Origin of the sequence: Nostoc sp. CCY0012 (assembly GCF_963920855.1) — a bacterium.
Classification (GTDB): Bacteria; Cyanobacteriota; Cyanobacteriia; order Cyanobacteriales; family Nostocaceae; genus Cyanocohniella.
On record NZ_CAWUDM010000032.1, the window covers coordinates 16335 to 29461 of the forward strand.

The following is a 13127-nucleotide window of genomic DNA, read 5'->3' on the forward strand; positions in this document are numbered from 1 at the left end:
TTACCCAAAAAATCTGTAGAAACTTGGTAATACAACATTTATAGATTCTTTTTTGAGATAGCTATTGATTTTTATTTTTGTTGCGTTAACCTATATATTGCTTCATATTACTTTGTATATTTTGTCGCTCAATTCTTTTGCCTGCTTATCTATGCAGTTATTTGCATTATGTCCAACCAACGCACAATTCAAAGCATATACACTGATGGCGCTTGCACTGGTAACCCTGGCCCTGGCGGTTGGGGTGTTGTAGTGTATTTTCACGATGGCTCAATTCATGAAATGGGTGATGCGGCCAGCTATACCACCAATAATAAAATGGAGATGCAAGCTGCGATCGCTGCCCTAAAATTCCTGGAAACATCAGGACAATCTCAATCCATCACTCTTTACACCGATAGCGAATATCTAATTAACTGCGTCACCAAGTGGATACAAGGTTGGAAAAAGAAAGGCTGGAAAAAAACAGATGGTAAACCGGTACAAAACCAAGACCTGTTAGAAACTCTCGATGAACTTAATAGCCGACTTGTAAAATGGCAACACGTGCGGGGACATTCTGGTAACATAGGTAACGAACGTTGTGATGTGATTGCTCGCTCTTTTGCTAGCGGACAAATTCCATCTCTACAACAGTTATCCTCTACTGACTATGACAATTCTTTACTTCCAGTAAGTGAAGTCAATGTAGCAAAAGTAGCTGATTTTGATTCTAACTCTACAATTCTTAACAAAAGTACACTAAACAATAGTACTTCTGAATCAGATATAAACGCTATGGAACCATACACCGCACACGCTGCGGCCGCAAATGAAGAAAAACTGCCTGCAACAAGAATCGAACAACTCCGCAACTTGGTTGAAACTCTACGAATAGCTGAAGAAATTTCCGAAAACGGCTACTTAATTACCAGTTCTGAACTGGCAGACTTGATGGATGTTCACGCCAGTGCTGTCACCAGTCGAGGAGATCAATGGCGCTGGCGCAACTGGATTGTGTCACGGGTAAGACGCGAAGGTAATCAAATTCTCTGGGAATTGGAACGGGGCGATCGCTTGGCTACCGATGATGAGTCATAATCTCTGCAAGCGATCATTTACCCATCATCTTGTCTAATGGAACGCCCAATTTTATATGTAGCTATTACTAACCACGGCTTTGGTCATGCGACTCGCACTGCATCTGTGGTGGCGACAATTCAAAAGTTATGCCCAGAGGTATTAATAATTATGGCAACCACAGCCCCACGGTGGTTGCTAGAGTGCTACATAGAAGGCGATTTTATCCATCGTCCCCGCGCCTTTGATTTGGGTGTGGTGCAGTCAGATAGCTTGACAATGGATAAGGTAGCCACACGGGAAAAGTTACTGGAGATTCAAAAACAGCAAAATTCCTTAATTGCTTCCGAGGTGAATTTTCTGTGCCAAAATCGGGTGAATTTAATCTTGGCAGATATTCCTTTTTTGGCTCCTTTGTTTGGTAAAGCGGCAAATATCCCCTGCTGGATGATGAGTAATTTTGGCTGGGACTTGATCTACAGAGATTGGGGCGGCGAATTTATAGCTATTGCTGATTGGATTAGTGAATGTTACTCCCAATGTAGTCGTTTGTTTCGGCTGCCGTTTCATGAATCAATGGATGCCTTTAGTAATATTACTGATGTAGGTTTAACTGGTGGTTATCCTCGTTACTCGGCGGCTGACATCCGGGCTACTTGGGGGATCACTGCACCACAAGAAAAAACGATTTTGCTAACTTTTGGTGGTTTGGGTTTACAGCAAATTCCCTATAATAACCTCCAGCATTTTCCCGATTGGCAATTCATTGTTTTTGATCAATCTGTTCCTGATTTACCTAATTTAGTCAAAATTAGCGATCGCCAATACCGTCCAGTGGATTTTATGCCAATTTGTGGGCGTGTGGTTTCTAAACCAGGTTACGGCACTTTTTCGGAAGCGGCAAAACTGGATATTCCTTTGGTGACTATTCCCCGTGATGACTTTGCTGAAGCTGCTTTTTTGTTAGAAGGTATTATTAATCACCATCAACATCAAATTATAACGCCAACAGAATTTTTTCAAGGTAGTTGGTATTTTCTGCATCAAGCGCCCCAAGCCCCAAAGTTATCTCAGCCTCTAGCTAAAGATGGGAATGAAGCGATCGCTCAAGCTGTGGTGGAATATTTACGGTGTTTATAAACACAATTCACTCAGTGCTTTCACTAATATTTGGTTTTGTTCATCTGTACCAATAGAGATGCGTAATTTATTATCTAGTCCTGGCTGGGGGAAGTAACGCACTAAAATGTTCTGTGCTTTCAGCTGTTGATAAAGATATTGAGCATGATTTTGGGGAGGCTGTACTAACAAGAAATTGGTTTGAGAATCCCAGACTTGGAAATTTAATTGTTTTAAGTCTATGGCTAATTGTGTCCGCGATGCTTTGACCTTGGCTACACAAGCATTTTTATACTCTTGGTCGATGATAGCAGCTGTACCCACAGCACAGGCGATCGTATCGATGTTATAGCTATCTTTCACCTTAAACAAGTTATGTAGCAGCTTGGGGTTAGCTATTCCAAAACCCAGGCGTAATCCTGCCAATGAGTACCCTTTAGAAAGCGTCCGCATGACAATCACATTTTCGTATTCTTTGACTAATGAGAGTGCATTTTCATCAGCAAAATCTACATACGCTTCATCAATCACTAAAACCCCAGATAACTGGCTGGCTAGTTTCCGCAAGTCATTTGTTGGTACTACATGACCCGATGGACTATTAGGTGTGGCAATAAATGTGACTGCACCATTAGCGGCAATTAGTTGTGCTATGGGTAAACTGTAGTCTTCACTGTAAGGAATCTCCACAACTTCCGCAGCTTGCATCTGAGTCAAAGTCACATATAGCACATAAGTCGGCATGGGATAGACTACCTTTTTCCCAGGTTCCGCACAGGCGCGAACTACTAAGTTCAATAATTCATCACTACCATTACCAACAATTATCCAATCACTGGGAACTCCTAAGACTTTACTTGCAGCTTGGCGAAACTCTCCCCCAAAAGGTTCTGGATAACGGCGCAACCACTCTCCATCGATATTGCGTAGTACAGCTAACGCCTGTGGTGAGGGAGGATAAGGATTTTCGTTGCTATTGAGTTTAATAATAGGCGTACCCCGTGGTGGTTGTTCACCAGGGACATAGCTAGCCATTGCATTAACGTTGGCGCGGAAGTAGTTGGTCATGGCTGATCAGCGGACAAATGACAGTCAAGGAATATACTAAACTGTTGTCTATCTAGTTTGCACATTGAGACAGTAGAGGGACAGAATTAATGTCAGCTACTCTCTATTCCCTCCTCCAGGTATATGAGTATACAGTCCTTCTCCTTGAGTATCATAGATAAACAACGGTATATTCGCATTATCACCAATTACTGAGAGCGCTGTTTGTAAAGTTTGCCAGTGATTAGCAATATCAAACACCGGACTGGAGTTTTCGCTATCGGCTTCAGCTAAGGTGTTTTGTAGGACTTGTTCGTAGTCAGGGGTGAGTGAGACAACAATACTGTTGTCGTTGATCATAAAAGTACAAATCCGCATGTCACTATTACAAGTTTTATCTAAATCAGTACGGGTTTGTTGCCACATACTGGCAATTTGTAGTTTTTCTTGCGCTTCTTGGAGGGCTGATGAATAAGGTGCAATTAGTCTCTGAGATTGAACGTAGTAAAAACTATCTCGAGGAATTTGCTGGGCATTCTGCAAAGCTTGATCCCAGTATGTAACCGCTATTTGCCATTGATTTTTTTGCTCATAGGTTTTGGCTTGATTGGCTGTGTTGACTGCTTGTTGGTAGCTTCTAGCTGCTATTTGTTCTAAGGTGGCGCGATCGCGTGTCCTTGCTAGTTGCGGTCTATACTCTAGTAACAGTTGTTGGGCTTGGTGGTATGCTGGGCTGCTGGGCGGAATAATATTCAAAGCGTTAATGACTATTTGCCAAGTGGATTGGGCTTTTTGCCATTCACTTAAGGATTTGGCGGTGTCGGCTCGTTTGGCGGCTACATTGGCTACGGCTTTGGCATCTTTGAGTTTTTTCAGCCATTTGTCTTGGGCTAGTAATTGCTGATTAATATTTTGTAAACTGACACGATACTTAATTAATTTTGGTTGTATGAGCCTGTAGAGTTCACTACTAGGGCCGATACTTTCTAAAGGTGCGATCGCCTGTCGCCATAAATGTTGTGTGGCTTGTAATTCCTCGAAGCTAGTTGCAGTTGTGGAACTTTTTTGTTCTGCCTTAGATGCCGCTTTTAATGCTGTCACCACCTGGTTAATTTTTTCCGCCTGTCCAGACAAGTTGGCTTTTAGTTCCTCAACTTGTGACGCACGCGGTGACCAATTGGGAATCTTAGTCAAATCGGCGCTGGCTACCTCTAGTTGCTGTTGCAGTAAGACTAATTCGTTTTCTGACCTAGCACGACGCATTAATTGTCTAGATTCTAAGTTGAGTCGCTGGGCCGTTTGGAGTTCTTGACACTCAGACATCACACAAGGACGAGTTAGGAGATAAGCACCGCTACCAAATACACCAATTCCCATCACAGCAAGACCCAATAACAGAGATTTGACTGGGCGTGGTGACTGGGTGGTCAATAAATCTGGTTCATCTGCCCAATGTTCAAATTCCTCTTCTTCATCATTCTCGGCAGTAGGTGGAAAATAGATCAGAGAAGATGAAGGCGGTATTACTTTCTCTGATTCTCTATTCTCCTGGTGCCTCATCATTAAGGAATATGTAGCATAAGGGCGTTTTTCCCCAACTACCCGCAGAAAGCATTGGACTCGCTGTTCCCTAGCGGTTGGTAAGGACTGGAGTGTTGCTTCCAGTACGGCAAATATATGTTGAGTATCAACTGTGACACCAACTGGATGTTGAGTTAAAATCATCAACTCGTCTTTTTGGACAGCACACTTAACTTGGAAGACTTCACCAGAGGGGACTTCTGCCATAACTTCAGCTTGCAAAGTTTTGGCTAAAATCTGTAAATCTTCTTGCTGGACTGCTACTTTCATAGAGCGTTCCTGCGGAATTTATATATTGTTTTGTTTATCTTGGAAGGGATGAAATCAGGGACTGACGTTTGTTGAATGCAAATGCTCAGTTGAACCCATCACAGCCAAAGAATTAAATAGAACAACTTTTTAACACAAATTCTGATTTTTGAGTAAAATTTATCACCGTAAATACCTTTTTTTGCAGAAGTCGCAGATGTGGACTTCTCAGTATTTATCAGTAATTCACCCACCAAGTTAAATTACCAATAAAAAATGGGAATAATATAACTTTTGGCCGTTGCTGAATCAAATTATCGAGGAAGTTAAGCTTAAATATTGCTTTCTATAACTCACTCAAAAGCCAGCGAAGGAATATGAATTAAATAACATGCCAGTCTAGTTTTGACCTCACCCCGCCTTTGACTTACGTTAAAGTCTCCCCTCTCCTTACCAAGAAAAGGGGTTGGGGGTGAGGTTCTGTATTTTATTAAATCCACATTCCTAATGCATTTGATCATTTTCGTTTATCTCAGAAACAGAATCTGTTAATTTATAAAATTACATAACGTGAGTCTCCAAGGAAGGCGCTGATTGAAGTGTAATCTCACCTAGAGCGGCTACGGGAAAGTCTTGATTGCTAGTTTGCCATATCCCTTTCTCCATCACATACTGAAGTTTTTTGACATCAATGCTGGTTTTGTTATATGCTGGCAAATTCACTAGCCATATTAATTACCTATAATCATGACAGTAACTAAAAGTATTTTGAAATACAAATTTGCCTCTTTTACTCAATTAGATAAAACTAAGCAGTAAAAAATAAACTATCATAGACTCACGCAGCTTGATGATGCAATTATAGTGCTATAAAAAGTAGAAAACAGCACCAAATAAATGCTTTTGGAAGTGTAAATACCAGGTGCAAAACAATGGATTTATTGGAGTATCAAGTAAAAGAATGGTTTGGAAAAATAGGCATTCCCGTATTGCCTTCCCAACGTATTGACCATCCCACAGATTTGAAGCGTTTAAAAATTCGCTACCCGATTGTACTGAAGTCACAGGTATATGCTGGTGAAAGAGCAAAAGCCGGTGGAGTCAGAATCGCAGACACCACAATTGATGCGATCGCAGCGGCTCAAACTATCTTTAATTTACCAATTTGGGGCGAGTTACCGGAAGTTTTACTAGCAGAATCTAAGTATATTGGGAAACAGGAATTTTATCTAGCAGTAGTTTTAGATACCGCTGTGGGTCGCCCAGTGCTTTTAGGCTGTAAAGAAGCTGATATCGATTGGGAATCAGCAGGCGACAAAATGCACCATGTTGTAGTTGAACAAGAATTTTCTCCTTTTTATGCGCGGCGACTGGCTTTAAAAATGGGTCTGCAAGGCACATTAATGCAGTCGGTTAGCTCAGTTGTAGAAAAAATGTACCAGTTATTTGTCCAAAAAGATTTAGATTTAATAGAAATTAATCCTTTAGCTGTGAATGCTGCGGGACAAGTCATGGCTCTAAATGGTAAAGTCAGCATCAACGAACGAGCCATTGGACGGCATCCAGAACTAGCCGATATAGCGGTAAAAATAGCTAACCGTCATAGCAATTTGAGGAAAAGTCATCTTGGCAACTGGGATGGTGTAGAGTTACATGGCAAAATCGGTATTTTAGGTAATGGTACTGGTTCAATGATGGCAACTTTAGATTTAGTTACCAGTGCTGGTGGGAAGCCAGGTATTTGCTTGAATCTACGCCATGCTTTACTGACTGACATCTCACCCACAACCTTTTGCGATCGCCTCGCTAAAGGATTAAACATTTTAGCTGCTGACAAAAGCATTCAAGTCATACTACTTAACTTTTTAGGTAGTGTGCCTCAAGCTGATGAAGTTATAGAAATCATTACTAAATTTGTGGAAAACCACAAAAAGGACACTAAATCACAGAATGGCCGCTCTAGTAGTCCTAAAAGCCGCAAAGAATCTTGTTTCCCGCGCTTAGTTATCCGTATTGCTGGTTCTGAGTTCAATGTGGCTAAAGATGCTTTAGACAAATTACAACAAGAAAGTGATGCTCTAACAGTGGTGGAAAATTTAGATGAAGCAGTTGCAGAAGCTGTTCGTCTGGCCAAGCCAATTGCTTACAAAAAAGTTTGATACAATTTTGCATATTTACCGCAAAAAGCTGTAGTTTTTCATGAAAACATTAGAAGCAAGTCAGCTTCAAAAAACTTTTCGTCAAAGCAAACAAATTATTACAGCCGTCAAAGATGTTTCCTTAAATATTTATCCTCAAGAAGTATTGGCTTTTCTTGGCCCCAATGGTGCAGGTAAGACTACCAGTATTAAGATGATTGCTGGATTAATTCAACCTGATGCGGGTTGGGTGAAAATTGCTGGTAGTGATCCCTATCGTAACCCCGCAGCACTGCAAAATTTAGGCGCTGTACTAGAAGGAAATCGTAACCTTTACTGGCGATTAACTCCCCAAGAGAATTTGGAATATTTTGGGGTATTAAAAGGAATGAGCCGTCGAGAAGCCAGGAAGTCGGGTTTAGCACTTTTAGATAGATTTGGCCTAATGTCTAAACGCCAAACAGCAGTGGAAAATCTTTCACGGGGAATGCAGCAGAAGTTAGCATTTGCTGTGGCCTTAGTTCATAAACCCCAACTATTATTATTAGATGAACCCACTTTAGGGCTAGATGTAGAAGCCACAGAAGATGTCAAAATTTTAGTCAAAGAAATTGCTGCTGCTGGTTGTGCTATCTTACTAACTACTCACCAACTCAGCATTGCAGAAGAACTTGCAGATAGAGTCGCCATTATCCAATCAGGGGAAATTATCACAGAATTATCAACCAGTGAATTGATTCGCAAATTTTCGGGAACTGGTTACAAAATTGAGTTAGAAACTGTACTTGATAAGTCACGGGTTACAGCTTTAGAAAATCTGGGTGCAGTAGTTCAAGACACACAAATTATTCATTTATCCCAGCCAGAATTACTTTACAAACTTCTCGATATTATCAAACCTCTGCCTATATCATCTCTGGAAAAAGAGCAAGCGAACCTCACCCAAATCTTTTTGCAGATAGTGAGAAAAGGCAGAAATCAAGATGCTTAAATTATTTTTAGCTGAATTGCGCCGTAGTTGGATTATGTCCATTCGTTATCCTGTACAGTCAATAGGCCGGATTTTTGTGTTCGCTTCCATATTTTATGGATTATTCTTAAGTTCTCGTTATGTTGCTGGTGATGCTTTTCAATTAGGCGATCGCCTCGACTCGATTATTATTGGCTATGTGCTTTGGACTTTAACGTCATTCATTCTGGCTAGTCTGGCGGGAGAGTTGCAAATAGAAGCCCAAACTGGCACTTTAGAACAACTTTTTCTCTCACGCTATGGTGCGACTAAGGTTTTTTTAATGCGAATGTTGGCTGATTTGAGTTTGCAGATAGTTCAAATATTCACCATTCTGGTGATCATCATGATCCTAACAGGTAGCCGTCTTGACTTTCCTCCTACATTGCTTTTACCTTTTCTTACCGTGGTCTTAGGGGCTAATGGTTTTGCTTTTGCATTGGGGTCTTTATCCCTAATCTTTAAACGTTTGCAGGAACTTTTAGGTGTGACTCAATTTCCGTTATTATTTTTGCTGACCATACCCACCGAAAATTGGACAGGATCAGCAAGAATTTTGGCAGCATTGCTTCCCATGACTCCTGGTGCTGAATTACTACGTGATTTGATGGTTAGAGGTGAAAGTTTGAATTTAACCAAGTTATTAATCGCTTTCATCAATAGCACAGTATATTTTGCCGTAGGATTATGGATATTTCGTCAAGCTGAAGGCAAAGCCAAGCAACAAGGAATATTAAGAGGATACTAATCCTCACAAGTAATAATAAAATTATTCTCTAATTTGCTAAATCTACCAAAACGTTTTATGAACTTAACACCAGACAGCAAAGTATTAATCCAGGGCTTTTCTGAATTTATCTCAGCAACTCATGTTGCTCAAATGAAAGCTTATGGGACAAATTTAGTTGCTGGTGTGAATCCCGGATGTGGTGGACAGCAACTTTACGATCTACCAGTCTTCGATTTAGTAGAAGAGGTAGTAGAGAAATTTGGCGCTATCGACACCGCAATTATCTGCGTACATCCGTACCAAGTGTTAGATGCAGCATTAGAAGCGATCGCCTCTCATATCGGACAGATTATTATTATCTCTGCTGGCGTACCACCATTAGATATGGTGCAATTACTCCGCAAAACCGAAGCACATGAAACCTTGATAGTAGGGCCCAATAGTCCCGGAATAATTGTTCCAGGGAAGATTCTTTTAGGGACTCAGCCCAGCGAATTGTATACACCAGGATCAGTAGGGATCGTTAGTCGTAGCAGTACCCTCACCTACGAAATTGCTTGGGAATTAACCAAAGCTGGTTTAGGACAATCAATTAGTGTCAGTATTGGCAGTGATGCGATCGTTGGTTCATCGTTTTTGCAATGGCTACAAATTCTCGACGAAGACGAAACCACAGAAGCGATCGTTTTAGTTGGTCAACCTGGTGGCGGTAGTGAAGAAGCCGCAGCGGGTTATATTACCGAGGCTATCGATAAACCAGTCATCGCCTACATTGCAGGTAGACACGCACCACTAACAAAAAATTGGCGCCAAGGAGGGACTTTAGCCACAGTTATCGGCCGTGACCCTAACTTTGGCACAGCACAAAGTAAATTAGCTGCTTTCAAAGAAGCACAAGTTTCTGTGGCGGAACGTCCTTCTCTAATTCCAGAACTGGTAAGAAAAGGAATGAATTAATGTGAGTTCGATGAACCTCTCCCCAACCCCTCTCCGACGCGGAAAGGGGCTTAAATATCTATGGTTTTGGTTTGTACGTCGAAGCAACATGCAATTCTTTGAGCTGCTTAGTATCTACACCCGCAGGTGCATCTGTTAGTAAACAACGTGCTTGTTGTGTCTTGGGAAAAGCAATCACATCTCGAATAGATTCTTCCCCAGCTAGCAACATTACCAAACGATCTAAACCGTAGGCGATGCCACCATGAGGAGGTGTACCATATTCAAAAGCCTCTAAGAGAAAGCCAAATTTGTTATGCGCTTCTTCCGGAGATAAACCAATGGCTTCAAACACCTGCTGTTGGATATCCCCTTGATAAATCCGCAGACTTCCACCACCAATTTCTAACCCATTTAACACCAAATCATAAGCTTGGGCGCGGGCAGTTTTTAAATCGCTGATATCTTCAGGATGGGGTGCTGTAAAGGGGTGATGCAGTGCTTCTAGGCGTTTTTCATCAGCATTCCACTCAAACATGGGGAAATCTGTAATCCACAGCAAATTGATTTTTTCAGAATCAATTAATTTAAACTCTTTAGCCACAACTTGCCGTAATCTGTCTAAAGTTTTATTGACAGTAGCAGTGTCACCAGCCCCAAATAATAATAAGTGACCGGCTTTAGCACCTGTACGCTGTAGAATCTCCTGTTTTTGGGCTTCGCTGAGATTATCTTTAATGGCGCCAATGGTATCAATTTCGCCATTTTCTCTCACCCGGATGTAAGCCAAACCTTTAGCACCGGCTTCGCTGGCTTCTTTAAATAAGTCACCACCTGGCTTAATACGGACATTAGAAATGGCATCGTTACCGTTGGGAATCGGCAGAATTTTTACGATACCACCATGAGCGATCGCATCTCGAAAAACTTTGAATCCAGAGTCTTTTAAGACATCAGAAACATTGACTAATTCCAAGCCATAGCGAGTATCTGGTTTATCACTACCATAGCGTTCCATCGCATCAGCATAAGTGAGGCGGGGAAATGGCAATTTTAACTCAATACCTTTGACTGTTTGGAAAATATGAGCAACTAACTTTTCGTTCAACCCGATAATTTCTTCTTGCGACATGAAACTCATTTCCATGTCCAACTGCGTAAATTCTGGTTGTCTGTCGGCCCGTAAGTCTTCATCACGGAAACAACGGGCAATCTGATAATATCTATCCATGCCAGATACCATGAGGATCTGTTTGAATAGCTGGGGTGATTGTGGCAAAGCAAACCATTCACCAGGGTTGACGCGACTCGGTAAGATATAATCCCTCGCACCTTCTGGGGTGGAACGGGTGAGAATGGGAGTTTCCACTTCAATGAAACCTTCCAAATCTTCTAAGTAGCGCCGCATGGCTTTAACCACTTGATGACGCAGTTGCATATTTTGCGCCATGCGTTCTCGCCGCAAATCCAAATAACGATACTTCAACCGCAAGTCTTCCCGCACAGTTTCGGTATCAGCCGTGGAAACTTGAAATGGTAACTGTTTACGAACGCCGTTGAGCAGTTCAATATGATCAGCGTAGATTTCCACCTCGCCTGTAGGGATGCGGGGATTTAAAGATTCGTCGGGACGTTGTGTTACCCTGCCAGTAATGGCAACAACATATTCATTCCGTAGAGAGTTTGCCTGTTCGTAAGAATCTGGGGTGCGTTGGGGATCACTGACAATTTGGACAATGCCAGAGCGATCGCGTAAATCTAAGAATATCACGCCCCCATGATCGCGGCGACGGTCTACCCATCCGTACAAGGTAACAGTTTCTCCAATATCTTTTTGTCGGAGTGCGCCGCAATAGTGAGTTCGCATAGGTGTTAGTTTTATTCTGTCGGGCTAGATGGGTGAGTAAAATGTCAAAGCTTTCCCATTATCTAGCATCAATAGTAATTGTAGTAGTTTCAGTTCAAGAAAAAAATTTAGATTACCTTTAACCTATTACTCATACTTTCTGCCCCGCCACTCCCGTGGAGTGTGAAATGCAGATAAGAAAATCCTTAGCACTGCTAGGGGGTCAGCTAAAGGAGACAGCCAGAATAACCAGCCACCTTTGGCACTTTTACGATCATATGAAGGTGCGATCGCTAATAGCATCGCAAAGCGAATCACCAACAGAAATACGTTGAGTCCCAATAAGAAGATATGGGGGGATGGGATGATGGGGGGATGGGGGAAAAACAGCAGGTAAGTTAAGACAATTGGTAAAGGTAGACCTTGCACGGCTGATAGTAGCCATAAGTCTCCCCAGATTTGCGCTGATGGCGATGCGTCTTTGAGGTCGAGGCTGCGTCCCCACTCTTTCCAGGTTTCTATAGCTCCTTCGTACATCCGTACTTTCAGCACTTTGGCGCCATCTAAAAAGCCCACTTTAAACCCTTGGGCTGCAATGTGTCGCGCTAATGTGACATCATCACAAAAAGAATTACTGGCACTGATATAACCACCCACCGCAGCTAAAACTGAGCGCCGACATAAAAAGCATTGCCCATTAGCCATGACCCGTTCTGGCTGGTCGGTATTGATCCCAGCAGGGTCAAATCTGTAAAGCAGTGTCATCAATAATGCTGGTTGCAGTAAGCATTCTCCTGGATACTGAAGGATAAATTGAGGTGAAAGGGAAACCAAATCATATCCTTGTGCTTCGGCTGTCTTCACCAAACTTGCTACTAAACCCGGATGCGGCTGGGTATCAGCATCCATTCCCAGAAACCACTGACTTGCTTCTGAACTATGCAAAAAGCCGTTATGCAAAGCCCAAGGACGACCCACCCAATTAGCAGGTAAGGGGTCATCAGTCATTAAGCGAAAACGGGGGTCTTCCTGCTGTGCAGTTTTCACTAAGTCGGGGGTACCATCTTGGGAATTGCTGTCTACCACAATAATTTCCCGCACTTCGTAGCTTTGACGACTCAAACCAGATAACAGAGGACTAATACGAAGCGCCTCGTTTAACGTGGGAACGACGACACTGACATTACCCAAAATTTCTGGTGTGGGCTGTTGTGGTTGAATGGGCGGATGGCGTCTAGGCCCCTTAACCAGCCGTGAAAGTAAAATCGCTGTTGCTGGTAGTTGGATAAGTAGCAATAGCAAAGATATGACGCTTCCTACTGTTAAAGCGTTGTCCACAGTTAAAATATTTTGCAATTAATGTTGTTGGAAAAAGAAGAGGCTAGTACCGCTGCGCGGAAGTCAAAAGTCAAA

At 42.2% G+C, this 13127-nt stretch carries 10 protein-coding genes; 6 read left to right on the plus strand and 4 right to left on the minus strand.

What is annotated here, in order from left to right:
* Positions 1-168 precede the first annotated feature (168 nt).
* Both rnhA and ACM0OS_RS11440 read left to right on the plus strand, forming a co-directional pair.
* Positions 169-1080, plus strand: coding sequence for a ribonuclease HI (gene rnhA, locus ACM0OS_RS11435; RefSeq protein WP_414543303.1), 912 nt, complete (start codon positions 169-171; stop codon positions 1078-1080).
* 36 nt (positions 1081-1116) lie between these two features.
* Complete coding sequence (locus tag ACM0OS_RS11440; protein WP_414543304.1) at positions 1117-2199, plus strand: glycosyl transferase; 1083 nt, start codon at positions 1117-1119, stop codon at positions 2197-2199.
* Here the strand turns inward: ACM0OS_RS11440 and hisC are convergent.
* Entirely contained in the window at positions 2194-3246 is a 1053-nt protein-coding gene (hisC, locus tag ACM0OS_RS11445; RefSeq protein WP_414543305.1) for a histidinol-phosphate transaminase, read from the minus strand. The two genes, ACM0OS_RS11440 and hisC, sit on opposite strands and share 6 nt — an antisense overlap.
* A 96-nt stretch (positions 3247-3342) precedes the next feature.
* Positions 3343-5076, minus strand: coding sequence for a hypothetical protein (locus tag ACM0OS_RS11450; RefSeq protein ID WP_414543306.1), 1734 nt, complete (start codon positions 5074-5076; stop codon positions 3343-3345).
* A 911-nt stretch (positions 5077-5987) separates the two neighbouring features.
* Between ACM0OS_RS11450 and ACM0OS_RS11455 the strand changes: the two genes are divergently transcribed.
* Genes ACM0OS_RS11455 through ACM0OS_RS11470 form a run of 4 tightly spaced genes read left to right on the plus strand, consistent with a single transcriptional unit; the run spans position 5988 to position 9889 of the window.
* Positions 5988-7214 (plus strand): ATP-grasp domain-containing protein, encoded by a 1227-nt coding sequence (locus ACM0OS_RS11455; RefSeq protein ID WP_414543307.1) that lies wholly within the window; start codon positions 5988-5990, stop codon positions 7212-7214.
* Positions 7215-7254: 40 nt separating this feature from the next.
* Positions 7255-8184 carry an ABC transporter ATP-binding protein gene (locus tag ACM0OS_RS11460; protein WP_414543308.1) on the plus strand — a complete coding sequence of 310 codons (930 nt, stop codon included), beginning with the start codon at positions 7255-7257 and terminating at the stop codon, positions 8182-8184.
* Positions 8177-8950, plus strand: a complete 774-nt coding sequence (locus ACM0OS_RS11465; RefSeq protein WP_414543309.1) for an ABC transporter permease — start codon at positions 8177-8179, stop codon at positions 8948-8950. Before ACM0OS_RS11460 ends, ACM0OS_RS11465 begins: the two co-directional genes overlap by 8 nt.
* A gap of 57 nt (positions 8951-9007) precedes the next feature.
* Complete coding sequence (locus ACM0OS_RS11470; protein WP_414543310.1) at positions 9008-9889, plus strand: succinate--CoA ligase subunit alpha; 882 nt, start codon at positions 9008-9010, stop codon at positions 9887-9889.
* A gap of 58 nt (positions 9890-9947) precedes the next feature.
* Here ACM0OS_RS11470 and aspS read toward each other — a convergent pair whose 3' ends face one another.
* Both aspS and cruG read right to left on the minus strand, forming a co-directional pair.
* Positions 9948-11735, minus strand: a complete 1788-nt coding sequence (gene aspS, locus ACM0OS_RS11475) for an aspartate--tRNA ligase (RefSeq protein ID WP_414543311.1) — start codon at positions 11733-11735, stop codon at positions 9948-9950.
* A gap of 126 nt (positions 11736-11861) precedes the next feature.
* Entirely contained in the window at positions 11862-13052 is a 1191-nt protein-coding gene (gene cruG / locus ACM0OS_RS11480; protein WP_414543312.1) for a 2'-O-glycosyltransferase CruG, read from the minus strand.
* Positions 13053-13127: the final 75 nt, after the last annotated feature.

Bases quoted from the DNA above. Each gene is read 5' to 3' on its own strand.
- ACM0OS_RS11465 (WP_414543309.1), top strand. From the start codon at position 8,177: ATGCTTAAATTATTTTTAGCTGAATTGCGCCGTAGTTGGATTATGTCC.
- ACM0OS_RS11455 (WP_414543307.1), top strand. From the start codon at position 5,988: ATGGATTTATTGGAGTATCAAGTAAAAGAATGGTTTGGAAAAATAGGC.
- rnhA (WP_414543303.1), top strand. From the start codon at position 169: ATGTCCAACCAACGCACAATTCAAAGCATATACACTGATGGCGCTTGC.
- aspS (WP_414543311.1), bottom strand. From the start codon at position 11,735: ATGCGAACTCACTATTGCGGCGCACTCCGACAAAAAGATATTGGAGAA.
- ACM0OS_RS11450 (WP_414543306.1), bottom strand. From the start codon at position 5,076: ATGAAAGTAGCAGTCCAGCAAGAAGATTTACAGATTTTAGCCAAAACT.
- ACM0OS_RS11460 (WP_414543308.1), top strand. From the start codon at position 7,255: ATGAAAACATTAGAAGCAAGTCAGCTTCAAAAAACTTTTCGTCAAAGC.
- hisC (WP_414543305.1), bottom strand. From the start codon at position 3,246: ATGACCAACTACTTCCGCGCCAACGTTAATGCAATGGCTAGCTATGTC.
- ACM0OS_RS11440 (WP_414543304.1), top strand. From the start codon at position 1,117: ATGGAACGCCCAATTTTATATGTAGCTATTACTAACCACGGCTTTGGT.
- ACM0OS_RS11470 (WP_414543310.1), top strand. From the start codon at position 9,008: ATGAACTTAACACCAGACAGCAAAGTATTAATCCAGGGCTTTTCTGAA.